The organism is Bradyrhizobium sp. UFLA05-153 (assembly GCF_054185185.1).
In genome coordinates this window covers 21,080-38,304 of sequence record NZ_JBBIAM010000021.1, presented here as the reverse complement: position 1 = coordinate 38,304, position 17,225 = coordinate 21,080, and the positions used below count along the sequence as shown (strand labels likewise).

The window sequence follows — 17,225 nt, the reverse complement described above, 5'->3', positions numbered from 1 at the left end:
GCAAGCCGGCGCGCCCTAGAACGGCAATCCAACGTAATTCTCGGCGAGCAGCCGCTGCGCCGTCTCGGACGAGAGCAAATATTCCAGCTCGGTCTGCTGCAGCCTGTCCTCGTAGTCGATCCGGTCGGGGAAACGATGCAGCAGCATCGTCATCCACCAGGAGAAACGCTGTGCCTTCCAGATTCGCGCGAGCGCCTTGGCTGAATAGCCCTCGAGCCCGGAATCGTCGCCCTTCTGATAATGGGCGAGCATCGCGTGATAGAGATAGTAGATGTCGGAGGCTGCGCTGTTGAGCCCGCGCGCGCCGGTCGGCGGCACGATGTGGGCGGCATCGCCCGCGAGGAACAGCCGGCCATAGCTCATCGGCTCGGCGACGAAGCTGCGCAGGGGTGCGATGCTTTTCTCGATCGACGGACCCGTGATCAGGTGCGCCGCGACCTCGCCCGGCAAACGGCGCTTCAGCTCGCCCCAGAACGCCTCGTCGGGCCAGTCCTCCACCTTGTCAGTCAACGGCACCTGGATGTAGTAGCGGCTGAGCACCTGCGAACGCAGCGAGCAAAGCGCAAAGCCGCGCTCGTGCTTCACATAGATCAGTTCCGGCGAGACCGGCTTGGTACGCGACAGGACGCCGAGCCAGCCGAACGGATAGACCTTCTCGTATTCGCGCAATACGTCCTTCGGGATCGACTTGCGGCTGACGCCGTGGAAGCCGTCGGCACCGACGATGTAGTCGCAGTCGACGCGGATGGTCTCCCCGTTCGCACGATAGGTCACGAACGGCTTGTCCCACTTCAGATCGTGCGGCGTGACGTCCTCGGCATTGTGCACCACCTTGCCGCCGAGACGGTCGCGCGCCTCGTAGAGATCGCGCGTCAGCTCGGTCTGGCCGTAGACCAGCACCGAATTGCCACCGGAATGCTTGTGGAGGTCGATATGCGAGAGCACGCCGTCATGGGCGATCTCGAACCCCTTGTGGATCTCGCCTTCACGGTCCATCCGCTCGCCGCACTGCGCCTCGCGCATCAGCTTGGCAAAGCCATGCTCCAGCACGCCGGCGCGGATGCGCGCTAGCACATGGTCGCGGCTGTATTTCTCCAGCACGACCGTGTCGATACCCTTCAGGTGCAGGAGCTGGGACAACAGCAGTCCCGACGGGCCGCCGCCGATGATACAGACCTGAACTTTCATTTTCCCGTCCTCCCGTGCACGAGTTTTTTCGCAAATTTCGCACGGCAAACCGATGGAGGGATTGGCCTTTATCTTGTACAATTCGAACATGCCCCCTGCCCCCTCGACATCGGCCATCAAGGTCTACAATTTGTTCGGCGAATCCGGCGATCTGCCCGACGTCGTGCACTGCGAGACCATCGCCTCCCGCTCGGTGCTGCATGATTGGACGCTGGCCGTGCACCGCCACGCGCGGCTGCACCAGGTGCTGCTGATCGAGCGCGGCGGCGGCGAGGCGACGCTCGACGGGCGCATCGTGCCGCTGAAGCCGATGCAGATCGTCAACGTGCCGGTCGGCCACGTCCACGGCTTCCGCTTCGTGCCTGATACCCAGGGCTGGGTGCTGACGATCGCCGCCGAAATTCTCGACGAGGCGCTGCTCGCCTCGGAAGGGCTGCGCGCGGCGCTGTCACAATCGGCCGTGGTGCGCGGCACGCCGCAGATCCGCACCACCATGAAGCAGATCTTTGCCGAGCACGCAGCCCGAAACTTCGGCCGCGCGCATGTGCTGCGCGCGCTGTCGGCGGCGGTGATCGGCCTCGTGGCACGCGAACTCGCCGGCACGAGCGGCGGCGGCGGCTCAGCGGATTCCGACCTGTTCCGCCGCTTCGAGGCGCTGCTCGAAGCGCACCATCTCGAACGCTGGAGCGTTGCTGACTATGCCGGGGCACTGTCGGTGACGCCGACCCATCTCAACCGGATCACGCGCACCGCCACGGGAGATACCGCTTCGCATCTGATCCTCAACCGGCTGATCCGAGAGGCGCGGCGCAACCTCGTCTACACCAACCTGCCGGTGTCAACGATCGCCTATGCGCTCGGCTTCGAGGATCCTGCCTATTTCAGCCGGGTCTACGCCGCGGCGACCGGCCGTTCGCCGCGCGCTTTTCGCGCGCAGCTCCATAGCGATGAATGATGATTTCTACGCGGGAGAACGACCTACTTGCCGTTACGTCGCGTGCGGGTTGACGACGGTATAGCCTCGCAGCGACCGCGCGTGAATTCGCGTTGACCGACCACCTGAATTGGCATCATACGCCATCCACATGTCGCCCTGCAGGTGTTGCTCCAAGACGAAGACGTGTCCGCGTCGGGCCGCAACCATTCCCGGTGCGGGCGATGTCCGTGGGAAGCGCAGCCAGTTGGCCGCAAGGTTCAATTCCGGGACGATCCGGCCGAAGACGTGCAGAGCCGCCCCGCAACCGCAGAAACTCCGCGGACACCCGGACGGGCGACCGCTGACGATCTGGGTGCCGGAAACATTCACCTGTGTCACGGCGGCTTGAGCGTCAGCGACCGCTCCTCGCATCACGAGGTGCGTTCGTCGCGTGTCCCGCGAAACTTTCTCGCGACGAACTTGAGAGAACGAGAAGTCGCACGGCATCGTCACATTGCATTCCGGTGCCGTGTTGGTGCCGGAAGGACGTGCTTCCGCAGCGATCGAACTGGTCACGACAAGGAAAGATGCAATAAGAACAGATTTAAACAACATGCAGGACTCCATATTGAACAGTCCTGCCCCGGCACTTAAGGGCCAATACCAGTTTGGCGAAATTTGGCCTAAACAAAGGCCGATCGCGGTCTTCGGAGCGTTTGAAGACGTTGAAGCGAACAGCGTGCGAGCCGCACGCGGTGCCGGCGTCGCGACCGCGATCATGGAGTGACGGATGGGGGCCGGATCAACCGGCCCTGTTCATTTCGCCACGAACTCCGGCGGGGCTTCGCGCGGCACGATGATGCGGAATGTCGTCCCGCCGCCGGGCTCGGTCTCCAGCTTGATCCGGCCGCCCAGACGGCTCGTCACGATGTTGTGGACGATGTGCAGTCCGAGGCCGGTGCTGCCCTGGTCGCGCCTTGTCGTGAAGAACGGATCGAACGCCTGGCGCCTGACATCGGCGGTCATGCCGCAGCCGTCGTCAGAAAACAGCACTTCGACCTTGTCCTTGCCGAGCGCCTGCGCCGCGATATGAACCGATCCGCGCACGCCGTCCGGAAAGGCGTGCACCGCCGAGTTGATCACGAGGTTGGTGAGCACCTGGCCATAAGGCCCGGCATAGCTGTTCATCGCGAGATTGGGTTCGCATTCGACCCTGACCAGGAGATTTTCGCTGCGTAGCCCGGAGCGCAGTCCCTTGACGACCTGCTCGGTGACCTCGCCGAGATCGAAGCGCCTGCGATCCGACACATTGCGATCGGCCGCGACCTGTTTGAACGACTGGATCAGATCGACGGCGTGATTGAGGTTGATGATGATCTGCGATGCCGCCTCGCGGCTTGCCGCGATGAATTCGTTGAGGGTTGAGCGACGCAGATCGCCGCGTGCGACGTCGGCTTCAAAACGGTTGGCCTTGTTGGCGAAGGCGGAGGCGACCGTCAGGCTGGTGCCGACGGGCGTATTGATCTCGTGCGCGACTCCCGCCACGAGCCGTCCCAAAGCGGCGAGCTTCTCCGTTTGTAGGAGGCCGTCCTGGGCGGCACGCAGTTCGTCCAGCGATTGCGACAATTGCCGCGTGCGCTCCTGCACCTCGGTGAAAAGCCGCGCGTTCTCGATCGCGATGACCGCTTGTCCCGCGAAGGTCTTCAACAGCTCGACCTGCGCCTTGGGGAATAGTTGCGGCACGAGCCGCATGACGGCGATGGCGCCAATTGCGACCTCGTCTCGAAGCATCGGTATCACGAGGATGCTGCGGTAGCCCGACGTCCGCTGCAATTCGCTATATCCGCCGGAGACGAGCACGTCCGGCTCGTGCACGACGCGCCGCTCGCGAACGGCAACCGAGATGAGGTTTCCGCTAGTGATCGGCGCCGGATAGGCTGTCTGCACCGCCGCGATCGATTCCGGCGAGAACTGGTCGTAGGCGACAAGGTGAACGCGCTCGCCGTCGCTGCGATAGACGGCGCTGAGAACGCTCTGGCAGAGCCGTGCCGCATTCCTGACGATCCGGTCGAACACGCGCGGAAGATCAGTCGGCGCGTCCGAGATGAGGCTCAGGACCTCGGCGGTCGCGGCCTGCCGCTCTCTCGCTTCCTGGAGCTCGAGAGCAAGCTGCGTTGCTCCAGGTTTTGTCCGCCCGGAAACGAAAGCGCGAGGCGCCTTCGGCGCGCTGCGTCGCTTTTTCGTCTTCGCCGTGCGGCTGCCCGATTTGCTCGGCCCGCCTGCCCGAGAGTGCTTTCCCATGGCCCTCCTCCGGCCCCAGAATAAGCCATCGTATCGGCTCGGGCGAATAACGGGAACGGTGATCAGCTGCGGGGCCTCAGCAAAAAAAGCCGGCCTCACCATTCGATGAGACCGGCCTTCGTGGATATCGAGGGCTATCAGACGTCGAAGAACACAGTCTCCTCGGGTCCCTGCAGATTGATCGTGAAGGAGTACACGACCTTGCCGGCGCGCTCGCTGCGCTTGCCGATCAGGGTCGACCGCCGCACCGGCTGCTCGATCAGATTGAGAACGGGATCGGCGGCGTTGGCGGCCTCTTCATCCGAGAAATAGAGCCGCGTGTTCAGCCCGATATTGATGCCGCGGGCGACGATCCAGACGTTGACGTGCGGGGCACATTTGCGCCCCGCTTTATCGGTGATCGCGCCCGGCTTGATCGTCTCGAAGGTGATCAGCCCGCTGTCGAAATCCGAACCCGCGCGACCCCAGCCGCGAAAGTCCTCGTCCAGTGCGCCAGCCGAGCGGTCGGCCGGATGGTTGTAGCGGCCGGCCGCATTGGCCTGCCAGATCTCCAGCAGCACGTCGCGCAGCGGCGTGCCCGTGCCATCGAGCACGCGGCCCTCCAGCGTAATCCGCTCGCCCTTGGTGTCCGGCGTAACGAGCACGTTGGAGAAGTTCTTCTCAAAAATGTCGAAGCCGGCCATGCCCGGAATCAGTCCGATATGGACGTAGGGCCCGGCAGTCTGGGAGGCGGTTCCCTTGAGATAGTTGAGCGGCTGCGCCATGACTTTAGTTTCCTTCCGGGCGATTTTCGAAATAGGTGGAGCGCGCCCCGCGCAGCACGATGTCGAAGCGGTAGGTGAGCGAATCGAACGGCGTAGAGGCGTTGAGATCGAGCGGGGCGACGAGACGGTCGAGCGCGTCCTTGTCCGGGATCGTCGTGAGGATCGGGCAGACCGGGATCAGAGGGTCGCCCTCGAAATACATCTGGGTGATCAGCCGCTGCGCAAAACCCGAGCCGAACACCGAGAAGTGGATATGCGCCGGGCGCCAGCTGTTGACGTAGTTGCGCCAGGGATAGGGGCCGGGCTTGATGGTGCGGAAGTAGTAGTAGCCGCTGTCGTCAGTCAGCGCGCGGCCGCAGCCGCCGAAATTCGGATCGACCGGCGCCAGATACGTGTCCTTCTTGTGCCGGTAGCGACCGCCGGCATTGGCCTGCCAGAACTCCACCAGCGTGTTGGGCACGCCGCGACCGGTCTCGTCCATCACCCGGCCGTGCACGATGATGCGCTCGCCAATGGGATCGCCGTCCTTGGCGTAGTTGCGGATCAGGTCATTATCGAGCGGCCCGAGGTCGTTGTGACCGAACACCGGCCCGGTGATCTCCGAGATCGAGTTCTCCAGCGAAAGCAATGACTGGCGCGGTGAGCGCAGCACCGAGGATTTGTAGCCGGGCGCGTGCGCCGGCGGGTGGATGGAACGGTCACGCTGGAAGAAGCCGCCATCGCCAAGCGGCGGCGTGAACGGCTCGGGGCGGTTGAGGCGGGCGGCGTCCTGCGCGGCTGCGATACGAGCGGCCTGGGCGGTCATCTGGCGTTGTCTCCCTCTGGCGCCCGGTCGGGCGCGGCTTATCGGGAGAGCATGCGCCGGCCTATTCTCAAGATAAATAGATGAATTATAATGTATCTCATGAAAGAAATCGATCATTTGGCCCTCGACGGCCATTCGCTGTCGCTGTTCCTCGCCGTGCTGGAAGAAGGTTCGGTGACGGGGGCCGCGACCCGGCTCGGCCTCACCCAATCCGCCGTCAGCCACGGGCTGAAAAAGCTGCGGCGCATCGCCGGCGATCCCCTGTTCGCCAAATCCGGTCGCGGTATCGTTGCCACCGCGCACGCGCAGGCGCTCGCCACCAAGGCGCGCGCGCTGATCGACGAGATGCGGAGCTTTGCCGGCGGCGTCACCTTCGAGCCGAAAGCGGCGCACCTGTCGCTGACGATCGCCGCCAATGATTTCCAGCGCGACCTGTTGCTGCCGCGCTTCTTCGGCCATGTCGCAGCCCAGGTGAAGAGTCTGAATCTGCGCGTGATCCCCTCGCAATCACCCTCGCCTGCCATGTTGCGCGAGAATCGTTGCGACCTCCTGATCAGCCCGCTGCCTCCGTCCGGCATCGACATCGTGCAGAAGCGCCTGCTGCGAGACCACTACGTCTGCTACTACGACCGAACTGCGCGCTCTGCGCCGGCGACGCGCAATGCCTATCTGGCCGCGCGCCACGTCACGGTGGTCTATACCGACAACGAGCGGCTCGACTTCGATCGCAGGCTTGCGGCAAACGGCTTCCACCGCGACATCGCGATATCAGTGCCGAGCTTCTCCGGCGTGCCGTCTTTCCTGCGCGGCTCGGACATGCTGGCGAGCATGCCGAGCCTGCTTGCGGACGGCCTGATGCGCGACTTCGCGCATGTGCACATTCCGCTCGCCTCGCGCGCCAGGACGCTCGCCGAGCTGCCGATGTTCATGGTCTGGCACCAGCGCTACCAGAAGGACCCGGCCCATCGCTGGATCCGCAGCCAGCTCGAGGCAGTGGCGACGACCGCGGCTGGGGCATGAACAGGGGGCGCCCTGCCCCCCGCCAAACCCACTGGTTGCGCCGCATCCGCCACGCTAGAATTCGGCCATGACCGTGACCGATATTGCGAGCCGAACCTATAACCACAGCTGGCGGCTGGACCCGATCGTCCGCAGCCTGCTTGATACCGATTTCTACAAGCTGTTGATGTTACAGATGATTCGGGAATTTTACCCGGATCAGAGGGTGACGTTTTCGGTCATCAACCGCTCGCGCCATGTGCGCCTCGCCGAGATCATCGACGAGGGCGAGCTGCGCGCCCAGCTGGACCATGCCCGCACCATCCGCTTCACCAAGAAAGAGCTGATCTGGCTTGCCGGTAACACCTTCTACGGCAAGACCCACATGTTCTCGGCCGACTTCATCCGCTGGCTCGCCGAATTCCGCTTGCCCGAATACGAGCTGCGCAAGGTCCAAGGCCAGTACGAGCTGCACTTTCACGGGCCGTGGACCCACACCACGATGTGGGAGATTCCGGCGCTCGCGATCCTCAACGAGCTGCGCTCGCGCTCGGCGATCAAGGGCCGCGGCCGCTTCGAGCTCGACGTGCTCTATGCCCGCGCCAAGGCCAAGCTCTGGACCAAGGTCGAGCGGCTCCGCCAGCTCGAAAACCTGAGGCTCTCGGACTTCGGCACGCGCCGCCGCCACGGCTTCCTCTGGCAGCGTTGGTGCGTCGAGGCGGTGAAGGAAGGGCTCGGACAATCCTTCATCGGTACCTCCAACGTCCTGCTCGCCATGGACAATGATCTCGAGGCGATCGGCACCAATGCGCACGAGCTGCCGATGGTGGCGGCCGCGCTCGCCAAGGACGACGAGGAGCTGCGCTTCGCGCCCTATCGCATTCTCGACCAGTGGCGCCAGACCTATGGCGGCAACCTCCTGATCGCGCTGCCCGACGCTTTCGGCACCAAGGCCTTCCTGCGCGATGCACCGGAATGGGTTGCCGACTGGACCGGCTTCCGCCCCGACAGCGCACCGCCGATCCAGGCCGGCGAAGAGATCATCAAATGGTGGGAGAAGAAGGGCCGCAATCCCAGGGACAAGCTGCTCGTCTTTTCCGACGCGATGGATGTCGGCTCGATCGAGGAGACCTACCATCACTTTTCGGGCCGGGTGCGCCTATCCTTCGGCTGGGGCACCAACCTCACCAATGATTTCGTCGGCTGCCCACCGGACGGCTCGGTCAATCTCGATCCGATCTCGCTGGTCTGCAAGGTGACGTCGGTCGACGGACATCCGGCCGTCAAACTGTCCGACAATCCGGAGAAGGCGACCGGCATGCCGTCCGAGATCGAACGGTATTTGCGCGTGTTCGGCGACGCCGGCCGTGTGCGCAAGGCCGTGCTGGTCTGACGCCTCGCGGAGAGCCCACGCCGGTCGCGCACGGCCCCGCGGACGGTCGATGCAGCATTCTTCGAGACGGTGCGAGGAGGCGTGAGCCGGCAGGCTAACTTGCTCTGCGCCGCTCCTGCGCGTAGCGCAGCAGGGCCGTGAAGCGGTAGATGCCGTGCACGAACTTGCCATAGGGCATGGTGATGAACAGCGCGAACACCGCGCCGAGATGCAGAGCCAGCAGCGGCCCCATCGCGGCAGTCTCACGCAGGACCAGCAGCACGAGGCCCGTGATGCCGGTCAGGAACAGCATTGCGATGAAGCCGACGTCCATCCCGTAGCGGCCCTCATCCAGCAGCGCAGGATCGCGGTCTCTCTTGGCAACAAAGAGCCCGATCGGTCCGACGACGAGGCCGATGCCCCCGAGCGTACCGAGCACAACCGGCAGGTCCCACCACGGATAAGGCGCTTCACGTCCGAGCAGATAGTGGTAGAGCGTGCCGACGCATGTTGCGGCAAAGCACAGCAGGAAGCCATAGAAGGTGAAATGATGGTAGAGCTTGCGTCGGTCGGTCGGACGGTCGTCCTCATTGTAGCAGCCGACGCCGCCGCCATGGAGATAGCGAAGCTCGCCGGCATCGCGGATCGCCTGAAAGATCGAGCCACCATCCGCGCGGCCGCCGATCGGCGCGCCGATGTCGCGCCAGAACGCGCGAACGCTCATCACCAGCGCCAGGATCGCGTAAAGGAACGCGGCACCGAATAGTGCCGCCATCGCGTTGTGCGGCATCAGCTTGTAGAAGGCGCCGGGGCCGGTGTGAACGCCGAATAGCACGTCGCGGTCGTGCGCGACCACAAAGCCAAGGATGAACGCGGCCATGCTGAGCGCAGCCATGACGCTGATGACGAGACCGTTGCGCGCGAACACGCCGGACAGGGCCCGCGGCCAGGCATAGGCCGCATAGGACTCCGCGCGGGCGACGGCGAGCGTCTTCGGGACGTTGACGTTGAACTCGTGCGGCGGCGAAAACTGGCAATCGACGTAGCAGGCGCCGCAGGCATGGCAGAGATTGGCGAGATAATTGAGGTCGCCGTCCGAAAACGCGCGGCGCATCTCCATGGCTGGAAACACCGCGCATAGGCCTTCGCAGTAGCGGCAGGAATTGCAGACCGTCATCAGGCGGTCGGCTTCGTCGAGAATCCTAGTTCCGTGCATGTTTCGCCGCTTCTTGTCCTGCGATCCGCCCGAACACGCTGCCGATGGTCATGCCCATGCCGGCGGCATAGCCCTTGCCCAACACATTGCCGGCCATGATTTCGCCGGCCGCGAACATATTGGCCGATGGCCTGCCGTCCTTCATCAGCATGCGCGCTTCCTTGGTCACGCGTGTGCCGAGATAAGTGAAGGTGATGCCGGGGCGCACCGGATAGGCGAGATAGGGCGGCGTCTCGATCCGCCGCGCCCAATGCGTCTTCGGCGGCGTGATGCCCTCGGTGCGGCAGTCGTCGAGGAGGGTGTGGTCGAAGGTGCCGGGACGCACCGCAGCGTTGAAATCGGTGACGGTCTTTTCCAGTGCGACCGGATCGAGACCGAGCTTGTCGGCGAGCTCGGCAACCGTCTGCCCTGCAATCGGTGGAAACAACGTCGGCATGAAACTCGTGACGACGGTCGAGTCGAAGATGATGTAGGCGATCTGGTCCGGCTGCGCCGCGACCAGCCGGCCCCAGATCGCGTAGCGCTTCGGCCAGAGGTCCTCGCCCTCATCGTAGAAGCGCTGCGCGTGCTTGTTGACGACGATGCCGAACACGACGGAGTCGTGCCGTGTGATGATGCCGCCGTCGAACTTCGGCGCCCGCGCATCGATCGCGACCGCATGGCACTGGGTGGGATCGCCGACTTCCTGCACGCCCTTGGCAAGCAGCATCTTCAGGATGGAGCCGCGGTTATAGGGCGTGCCACGGATCAGGAAATTGTCGGCGGCCTCGCCCCAATATTCCTTCAGCCATTCGATATTGGCCTCGAAGCCGCCGGCAGCGGCGACCAGCGACGTCGCGCGGATCTCGTTTACGGCATCGATCGGCCGCTTCAGACGCGCGGCCAGGAACATGGCGTCCTCGATGACGAGATCGGTGACCTCGGCATCATAGTGGATCTCGACACCGAGCTGCTCCGCGGTGAGATACAGCGCATTGAGCATCGCCCGGCCGCCGCCGAGGAAGAAGGAGTTGGTGCGCCCGAGACTGAGCGTGCCGCCGAGCGAGGGTTGCCAGCGCACACCCTGCTCCACGATCCAGTTCAGGATGTCCTTGGACTCCCGGATCATGTGGCGCGCCAGCTCCTCGTCGGTCTGTCCGCCCGTGACCAGCAGCAGGTCCTTCCAAAACTCGTCTTCGGTATAAGGGCCGGTCAGGATCTCGGTCGCGGCATCATGGGCGCAGCGCATGTTGCGGGTGTGGCGCGTATTGCCACCGCGATAGAATTTGGGCGCGCCTTCCAGCACGACGACCGAGGCACCGCCGCGCCGCGCGGCGATCGCCGCGCAGAGCGCTGCATTGCCGCCGCCGATCACCAGCACGTCGTATTTTTTGCTCATGCCGCCTGCCAGGACCCCAGAGCTGGAGCCATTCCGTGTTTCGCTGACGCTACCGCCATTGCGCACTTTTGTATACAAAGATATACAATAGTTGCGCAACGCTCCGCTTTGCATGGGAACGATGCGCCGGGATCGGAGAGAGCATGGCCAGGCGCCCGGCAAAGACAAGCGGATCGATCGATCGCGGTTCCGGCGTGGCGCTGGGCGAAGCCGTGTTCCGCTCGCTGTGCGAGGCACTCCAGGCCGGCAGCTACCGCGCCGGCGATCGCTTGCGAGAGGAGGAGGTCGCGCAGCGGCTGAACGTCAGTCGCACGCCGGTGCGCGAGGCACTGGGGCGGCTTGCCGCGCGCGGCTTCGTGCAGCCGGCCGCGGGCCGCGGGCTGATCGTCCGCAACCTCGACATTTCCGAGGTGCTCGAGCTCTACGCCATGCGCGAGATCCTGGAGGGTGCGGCGGCGCGGCTCGCCGCCGAGCACGCCTCGCGCCCCGAGATCGACGCGATGACGGATATCGAGCAGGCTTTCACCGAACATTCCGCCGACGCTACCGAGATGGCCAGGCTCAACCGCGCCTTCCACGAGGCGATCTGCCGCGCCGCGCGCAACCGCTATCTCGACAGCGCCTCGAAGGAGCTCCAGGACTGGATCGCGCTGCTCGGCCCGACCACGTTCTCGGTCACCGGTCGGCCCTCGACCAGCCACAGAGAGCATCAGGCCATCATCAGCGCCATTGCCGCCCGCGACGGCGACAAGGCCGAAAAACTGGCGCGCGCCCACATTCGTGAGGCGCTACGGTGCCGGCTGAAGCTCCTGCAGAAACAATAGCAAGAGGTCACCGAACGATCGATCACGAAACCTTGTGGGAATGAGATCGCGGCGGCCGCGATCTCAGGGAAGAGCGGCAGGCTGTCGGAGCCTGCTGGAACATCTGCAAGGAGAGCTCCTATGACTGTCCGCAAGACGCACGCCGCTGCCCTGGCACTGACAGCGCTCGTGGTCGGCACAGTAGCATTTGCCGTCGCCCCCGTCGCGGCAACGGCCCATCCGATCGCCGGCGCGCGAGTTGCGCCGACGCGGCCCGCAGCACATGCCTATCAGACTCGCGAGACGCCCGCGCCGCATGTCCAGATGCCGCATCCGTCCGACCATCCCGATGGGACATTCCCGTTCATATGGCTCGGATGATCGAGCGGGAGCCGGACTGGTCCCGCGCTGATCAGGCAAGCACGTCTGCAGCCGCGGCTTTCAAGACGTCACGCACATCGCGCGGGCTGAGCCGCACTTGCAAGCCGCGTTGACCGCCATTGACGTAGACGAGGTCATGCGCAAGCGCGCTCTCCTCAATGACGGTCGTCACCGCGCGCCGCTGCCCGAACGGGCTGATGCCGCCGACCTTGAAGCCGGTGACGCGCTCGGCCTCGAACGGCTTCATCATCTGGGCCGACTTGCCGCCTGCGGCGGCCGCGAGCTTCTTCATCGAGACTTCCCGGTCGGAAGGAACGACGACGCAAACCGGCTTGCCGTCGACGAGCGCCATCAGCGTCTTCAGCACCCGCGCCGGATCTTCACCAAGCGCGGCAGCAGCCTGAAGCCCGATGCTCTCGGCGTCGGGATCATAGTCATAGGCATGGACGGTGAAGGATACGGAAGCGGCAGCGAGCGCGCGTGTGGCTGGGGTCACTTTGGACATGCGCCATCGTTTAGCACCGTCATTGCGAGGAGCGAAGCGCGGTGAACCGTATGGGCACACGCCTCGATACTCGCGCTGTCATCGCCCGCAATGAGAGGAGTACGCGCCTACTCCGCCGCGTCGCGCATTTCGACGCGCTCGGCCCTTGCGGCGCAGAACTTGAACTCGGGGATCTTGCCGAAGGGATCTAGCGCCGGGTTGGTGAGGAGGTTGGCGGCCGCTTCCGCGTAGCAGAACGGCATGAACACCATGTTCTCCGGCACGTCGCGGTCGGAGCGGACCTTGACCTCGACCGCGCCGCGGCGGGTCTCCAGGCGAATGAAATCGCCGGGCGTGAGCTTCTTCTTCCGCATGTCCTTCGGCGACATGAACGCCACCGCCTCCGGCTCGATCTGGTCGAGCACCTGCGCGCGTCGTGTCATCGAGCCGGTGTGCCAGTGCTCAAGCACGCGGCCGGTCGAGAGCACCATCGGATATTCGTCGTCCGGCAACTCGTCCGGCGGTATCACCTTGGCCGGCACGATCTTGCCGCGACCGCTCGCGGTCGGGAAGCCCGTGGTGAAGATGATCTCGTTGCCGGGCTTGTCGGGAGCGTCGGCCGGATAGGTAACAGCGCCTTCGCGCACCAGCCGCTCCCAGCTGATGTTCTTGAGCGACGGCATCAGCTCCGCCATCTCGGTGTAGACGTCGCCGGGACCCGAATAATTCCATGGCAAGCCCATCCGCTTGCCGATCTCCTGGATGATCCAGAGATCCTGCCGTGCATCCCCCGGCGGCTTGATGACCTGGCGGGCGAGCTGCACGCGGCGATCGGTGTTGGTGAAGGAGCCGTCCTTTTCCGCAAACGCAGAGGCCGGCAGGATGACGTCGGCGTGGAACGCCGTCTCCGTGACGAAGAGATCCTGCACCACGAGATGATCGAGCATGGCGAGCGCCTGGCGCGCATGCTGGAGATCGGGATCGGACATCGCAGGGTTCTCGCCCTCGACATACATGCCCTTGATCTCACCGGCGTGGATGGCGTTCATGATCTCGACCACGGTCAGGCCGCGGACGGGATCGAGCTCCTGGCCCCACAACTTCTCGAAATTACCGCGCATGTCGTCGCGGCCGACCGGTTGATAGTCGGGCAGGAACATCGGGATCAGGCCGGCGTCGGAGGCGCCCTGCACGTTGTTCTGGCCGCGCAGCGGATGCAGGCCGGTACCGGGACGTCCGACCTGGCCGGTGATCAGCGCGAGCGCAATCAGGCAACGCGCATTGTCGGTGCCGTGGACATGCTGGCTGATGCCCATGCCCCAGAAGATGATCGAGGATTTTGCGCGCGCATAGGTGCGCGCCACCTCGCGCAGGGTTTGCGCCGGGATGCCGCAGATCGGCGCCATCTTCTCCGGCGTGAATTCCTTGATCTTCTCCTTCAGGTCATCAAAACCCTCGGTGTAACCGGCGATGTACTGGTCGTCGGTCAGGCCTTCGGTGATGATCGTGTTGATCATCGCATTCAGCATGGCGACGTCGGCGCCGGGCTTGAACTGCAAATGCTTGGTCGCATGACGCGACAGCGTCTGCCGACGGGGATCCATCACAAAGAGCTTTGCGCCCTTCTTGGCCGCGTTCTTGATGTAGGTCGCCGCGACAGGGTGGTTCACGGTCGGATTGGCGCCGATCACCCAGATGACTTCGGCGTCCATCGCGGCCGCGAACGGCGCCGATACAGCGCCCGAGCTTAAGCCTTCGAACAGCGCCGCGACCGACGAGGCGTGGCAGAGCCGCGTGCAGTGATCGACATTGTTCGACCCGAAGCCGGTGCGTACCAGCTTCTGGAACAGATAGGCCTCTTCATTCGAGCCCTTGGCCGAGCCGAAGCCGGCCAGCGCCTTGACGCCCTTGGTATCGCGGATCTTGACCAGGCCCTTGGCCGCGATGTCGAGAGCCTCCTCCCATGAGGCTTCGCGGAAATGGGTGAAGGGGTTGGCGGGATCGATCTGGTCGTTGGCATCCTTCTTCGCGTTCGGCAGCCGCACCAACGGCCTCGTCAGGCGATGCGGATGGTGGATGTAGTCGAAGCCGAAGCGGCCCTTGACGCAAAGACGGTTGTGATTGGCCGGGCCGTCGCGACCCTCGGCATAGATCACCTTCTCGTCCTTGACCTCGTAGGTCACCTGGCAGCCGACGCCGCAGAACGGGCAGAGCGAATCGACCTTCCTGTCGGCATAGGTGACGCGGGTCTGGTTCTCGTCGAGCATCACGGCCGGCATCAGGGCGCCGGTCGGGCAGGCCTGCACGCATTCGCCGCAGGCCACGCAGGTGGACTCGCCCATGGGATCGTCGAAGTCGAACACGATCTTGGCGCCGGCATTGCGGTAGGCCATGCCGATGACGTCGTTGACCTGGACCTCGCGGCAGGCGCGCACGCAGAGGCCGCACTGGATGCAGGCATCGAGATTGACGCGCATCGCCGGATGGCTGGCGTCTGTTGCCCAGCGCTCGGCGGCGGGGAAACGGCTCTCGGTGACGCCGGTGGTTTCAGCCCAGTGCCAGAACTTCGAGTCCGGATCGTGCGAGGTCTCGCGCGCCGGCTGGTCGGCGACGAGCAGCTCCATCACCATCTTCTGCGCAGCGACCGCGCGGGCGCTTTCGGTCTTCACCTTCATGCCGACCGACGGGGTGCGCTTGCAGGAGGCGGCAAGCACGCGCTCGCCCTCGATTTCGACCATGCAGGCGCGGCAATTGCCGTCGGGCCGATAGTCGGGCGCCGGTGAATAGCAGAGATGCGGGATATCGCGGCCCTGACGTTTTGCGACTTGCCAGATGGTCTCGCCGGGCCTCGCCTCGACCTGCTTGCCGTCGAGCTCGAACGTAATCTTGGTCATTCGGCCGCTTCCTTGAACTCGTCAGGGAAATATTTGATCACGGTTGTGAGCGGATTCGATGCCGCCTGGCCGAGCCCGCAGATCGAGGCATCGCGCATCGCCTGGCTCAATTCGTCCAGCAGGGCACGGTTCCAGACCGGCCGCTGCATCAACAACGCCGCCTTCTGGGTTCCGACACGGCACGGCGTGCACTGGCCGCAGCTCTCGTCCTCGAAGAACTTCATCAGGTTCAGCGCCGCGGACCTGACGCTGTCCTTCTGCGACAGGATCACGATCGCGGCTGAGCCGATGAAGCAGCCGTATTTTTCCAGCGTGCCGAAATCGAGCGGGATGTCGTCCATCGATGCCGGCAGAATGCCGCCGGACGCTCCGCCCGGCAAATAAGCGTAGAACGTGTGGCCGTCGGCCATGCCGCCGCAATATTCGTCGATCAACTCGCGCACGGTAATCCCGGCGGGCGCGAGCTTCATGCCGGGATTCTTGACGCGGCCCGAGACCGAGAAGCTGCGCAGGCCATGGCGCTCATGACGGCCATGGCTCTTCCACCAGTCGGCGCCCTTCTCGACGATGTCGCGCACCCACCACAGCGTCTCGATATTGTTGATCAGCGTCGGCAGGCCGAACAGGCCGACCTGGAACGGATAAGGCGGCTTGTGCCGCGGCAGGCCGCGCTTGCCTTCGATGCTTTCGAGCAGCGAGGACTCTTCACCGCAGATGTAAGCACCGGCGCCGCGCCGCATGTGCAGCGTCGGGCCGCCCGCGGGAAGCTTCGCGATCTCGCGCTCGAGAATCTCGCGGCAGGCGGGATATTCGTCACGGAGATAGATGTAGACGTCGGAGGCCTCGACCACATGCGCGCCGATCAGCATGCCCTCGATGAAGCGATGCGGATCGGTTTCGAGATAATAACGGTCCTTGAACGTGCCGGGCTCGCCTTCGTCGCCGTTGATCGCCATCAGCCGCGGACCGGGCTCCCCTAATACCGCGCGCCATTTGCGTCCCGTCGGAAAGCCCGCGCCGCCAAGGCCGCGCAGCGAGGCATCGTCGAGCGCCTTCAAAAGGTCATCCTTCGAAAGCTCGCCGGTGCGCAGGCGATTGAGAAGCTTGTAGCCGCCGCCGGCGACGTAGGCATCGTAATCGACATATTTCGGCAGATGCGCGTGGGTGTCGCCGGCCCTCGCGGCGGCCAGCACGTTGCCTACGGTGGCGTGATCGACGAAGTTGTGACCAACCTCGGCCGCCGGCGCGGTGTCGCAACGGCCAACACAGGGCGCCCGCACCACGCGGATGCCCGGGCCGCTCGCGCTCTGGAGGTCCTCGAGCAGCTTCTCTCCGCCGAGCATCGCGCAGGTCAAGGAGTCGCAGACCCGGATGGTGAGCGGCGCGATGTTAGGCTCGCCCTCCTTCACGACGTCGAAATGCGCATAGAAGGTCGCGGTCTCGAACACCTCGGCAAAGCCGAGCTTCATCTCGTCGGCAAGCGCCGCAAGATGCGCCGCCGAGATCTGGTGAAACTTGTCCTGGATCAGGTGGAGATATTCGATGAGCAGGTCGCGCCGCCGCGGCCTGTCGCCGAGCAACTGCTCGATCTCATGTGCGGCGGTCGGGTCGACCTGCCGCCCCTTGGGCGTGGCCTTGGCTCGCTTCCGTCCCTCGCCCGGATGTTCGAACGAGCGGACCTGGTGCACGTCGTGGCTCATCGCTGCGTCTTGGTCCCTACTCTT

General features: G+C 64.5%; 15 protein-coding genes. 5 read left to right on the top strand and 10 right to left on the bottom strand.

Features of this window, described 5'->3' with window-relative positions; all coding sequences use genetic code 11:
* Window positions 1–15: 15 nt before the first annotated feature.
* The gene (gene pobA / locus Q2941_RS15100) at window positions 16–1,188 is read right to left on the bottom strand and encodes a 4-hydroxybenzoate 3-monooxygenase (RefSeq protein ID WP_458192940.1); all 1,173 of its coding nucleotides are present in this window, start codon (window positions 1,186–1,188) and stop codon (window positions 16–18) included.
* Between the two features lie 52 nt (window positions 1,189–1,240).
* Between pobA and Q2941_RS15095 the strand changes: the two genes are divergently transcribed.
* Window positions 1,241–2,143: a helix-turn-helix domain-containing protein gene (locus Q2941_RS15095; protein ID WP_458192939.1), complete on the top strand. Its 903-nt coding sequence runs from the start codon at window positions 1,241–1,243 to the stop codon at window positions 2,141–2,143.
* Window positions 2,144–2,176: 33 nt separating this feature from the next.
* Here Q2941_RS15095 and Q2941_RS15090 read toward each other — a convergent pair whose 3' ends face one another.
* The 4 genes from Q2941_RS15090 to pcaH all read right to left on the bottom strand — a co-directional run bounded on the left by Q2941_RS15090 (window position 2,177) and on the right by pcaH (window position 5,974).
* Window positions 2,177–2,884, bottom strand: a complete 708-nt coding sequence (locus Q2941_RS15090) for a hypothetical protein (RefSeq protein ID WP_458192938.1) — start codon at window positions 2,882–2,884, stop codon at window positions 2,177–2,179.
* 36 nt (window positions 2,885–2,920) lie between these two features.
* Complete coding sequence (locus Q2941_RS15085) at window positions 2,921–4,405, bottom strand: ATP-binding protein (protein WP_458192937.1); 1,485 nt, start codon at window positions 4,403–4,405, stop codon at window positions 2,921–2,923.
* Between the two features lie 137 nt (window positions 4,406–4,542).
* Window positions 4,543–5,169, bottom strand: coding sequence for a protocatechuate 3,4-dioxygenase subunit alpha (gene pcaG, locus Q2941_RS15080; RefSeq protein WP_458192936.1), 627 nt, complete (start codon window positions 5,167–5,169; stop codon window positions 4,543–4,545).
* A 4-nt stretch (window positions 5,170–5,173) separates the two neighbouring features.
* Window positions 5,174–5,974, bottom strand: a complete 801-nt coding sequence (gene pcaH / locus Q2941_RS15075; RefSeq protein ID WP_027524915.1) for a protocatechuate 3,4-dioxygenase subunit beta — start codon at window positions 5,972–5,974, stop codon at window positions 5,174–5,176.
* A gap of 90 nt (window positions 5,975–6,064) precedes the next feature.
* Between pcaH and Q2941_RS15070 the strand changes: the two genes are divergently transcribed.
* Together Q2941_RS15070 and pncB are read left to right on the top strand one after the other, a co-directional pair.
* The gene (locus Q2941_RS15070; protein WP_458192935.1) at window positions 6,065–6,994 is read left to right on the top strand and encodes a LysR family transcriptional regulator; all 930 of its coding nucleotides are present in this window, start codon (window positions 6,065–6,067) and stop codon (window positions 6,992–6,994) included.
* A gap of 67 nt (window positions 6,995–7,061) precedes the next feature.
* A complete protein-coding gene (gene pncB, locus Q2941_RS15065; RefSeq protein WP_027524917.1) occupies window positions 7,062–8,366 on the top strand; it encodes a nicotinate phosphoribosyltransferase in 1,305 nt (434 codons plus the stop codon).
* A gap of 94 nt (window positions 8,367–8,460) precedes the next feature.
* Here pncB and tcuB read toward each other — a convergent pair whose 3' ends face one another.
* Together tcuB and tcuA are read right to left on the bottom strand one after the other, a co-directional pair.
* Window positions 8,461–9,561: a tricarballylate utilization 4Fe-4S protein TcuB gene (gene tcuB, locus Q2941_RS15060; protein WP_027524918.1), complete on the bottom strand. Its 1,101-nt coding sequence runs from the start codon at window positions 9,559–9,561 to the stop codon at window positions 8,461–8,463.
* The gene (tcuA, locus tag Q2941_RS15055; protein WP_458192934.1) at window positions 9,548–10,939 is read right to left on the bottom strand and encodes an FAD-dependent tricarballylate dehydrogenase TcuA; all 1,392 of its coding nucleotides are present in this window, start codon (window positions 10,937–10,939) and stop codon (window positions 9,548–9,550) included. Before tcuA ends, tcuB begins: the two co-directional genes overlap by 14 nt.
* A 143-nt stretch (window positions 10,940–11,082) precedes the next feature.
* On the opposite strand from tcuA, the gene Q2941_RS15050 reads away from it, so the two are divergent.
* Window positions 11,083–11,763 (top strand): GntR family transcriptional regulator, encoded by a 681-nt coding sequence (locus Q2941_RS15050; protein WP_458192933.1) that lies wholly within the window; start codon window positions 11,083–11,085, stop codon window positions 11,761–11,763.
* Between the two features lie 120 nt (window positions 11,764–11,883).
* The gene (locus Q2941_RS15045; protein ID WP_027524921.1) at window positions 11,884–12,123 is read left to right on the top strand and encodes a hypothetical protein; all 240 of its coding nucleotides are present in this window, start codon (window positions 11,884–11,886) and stop codon (window positions 12,121–12,123) included.
* A 31-nt stretch (window positions 12,124–12,154) separates the two neighbouring features.
* Here Q2941_RS15045 and ybaK read toward each other — a convergent pair whose 3' ends face one another.
* From ybaK to Q2941_RS15030, 3 genes are all read right to left on the bottom strand, one after another.
* Entirely contained in the window at window positions 12,155–12,628 is a 474-nt protein-coding gene (gene ybaK / locus Q2941_RS15040; RefSeq protein WP_027524922.1) for a Cys-tRNA(Pro) deacylase, read from the bottom strand.
* A 107-nt stretch (window positions 12,629–12,735) separates the two neighbouring features.
* Complete coding sequence (gene fdhF / locus Q2941_RS15035) at window positions 12,736–15,501, bottom strand: formate dehydrogenase subunit alpha (protein ID WP_458192932.1); 2,766 nt, start codon at window positions 15,499–15,501, stop codon at window positions 12,736–12,738.
* On the bottom strand, window positions 15,498–17,201 hold the full coding sequence (locus tag Q2941_RS15030; protein WP_458192931.1) for an NADH-ubiquinone oxidoreductase-F iron-sulfur binding region domain-containing protein: 1,704 nt from the start codon (window positions 17,199–17,201) through the stop codon (window positions 15,498–15,500). Before Q2941_RS15030 ends, fdhF begins: the two co-directional genes overlap by 4 nt.
* Window positions 17,202–17,225: the final 24 nt, after the last annotated feature.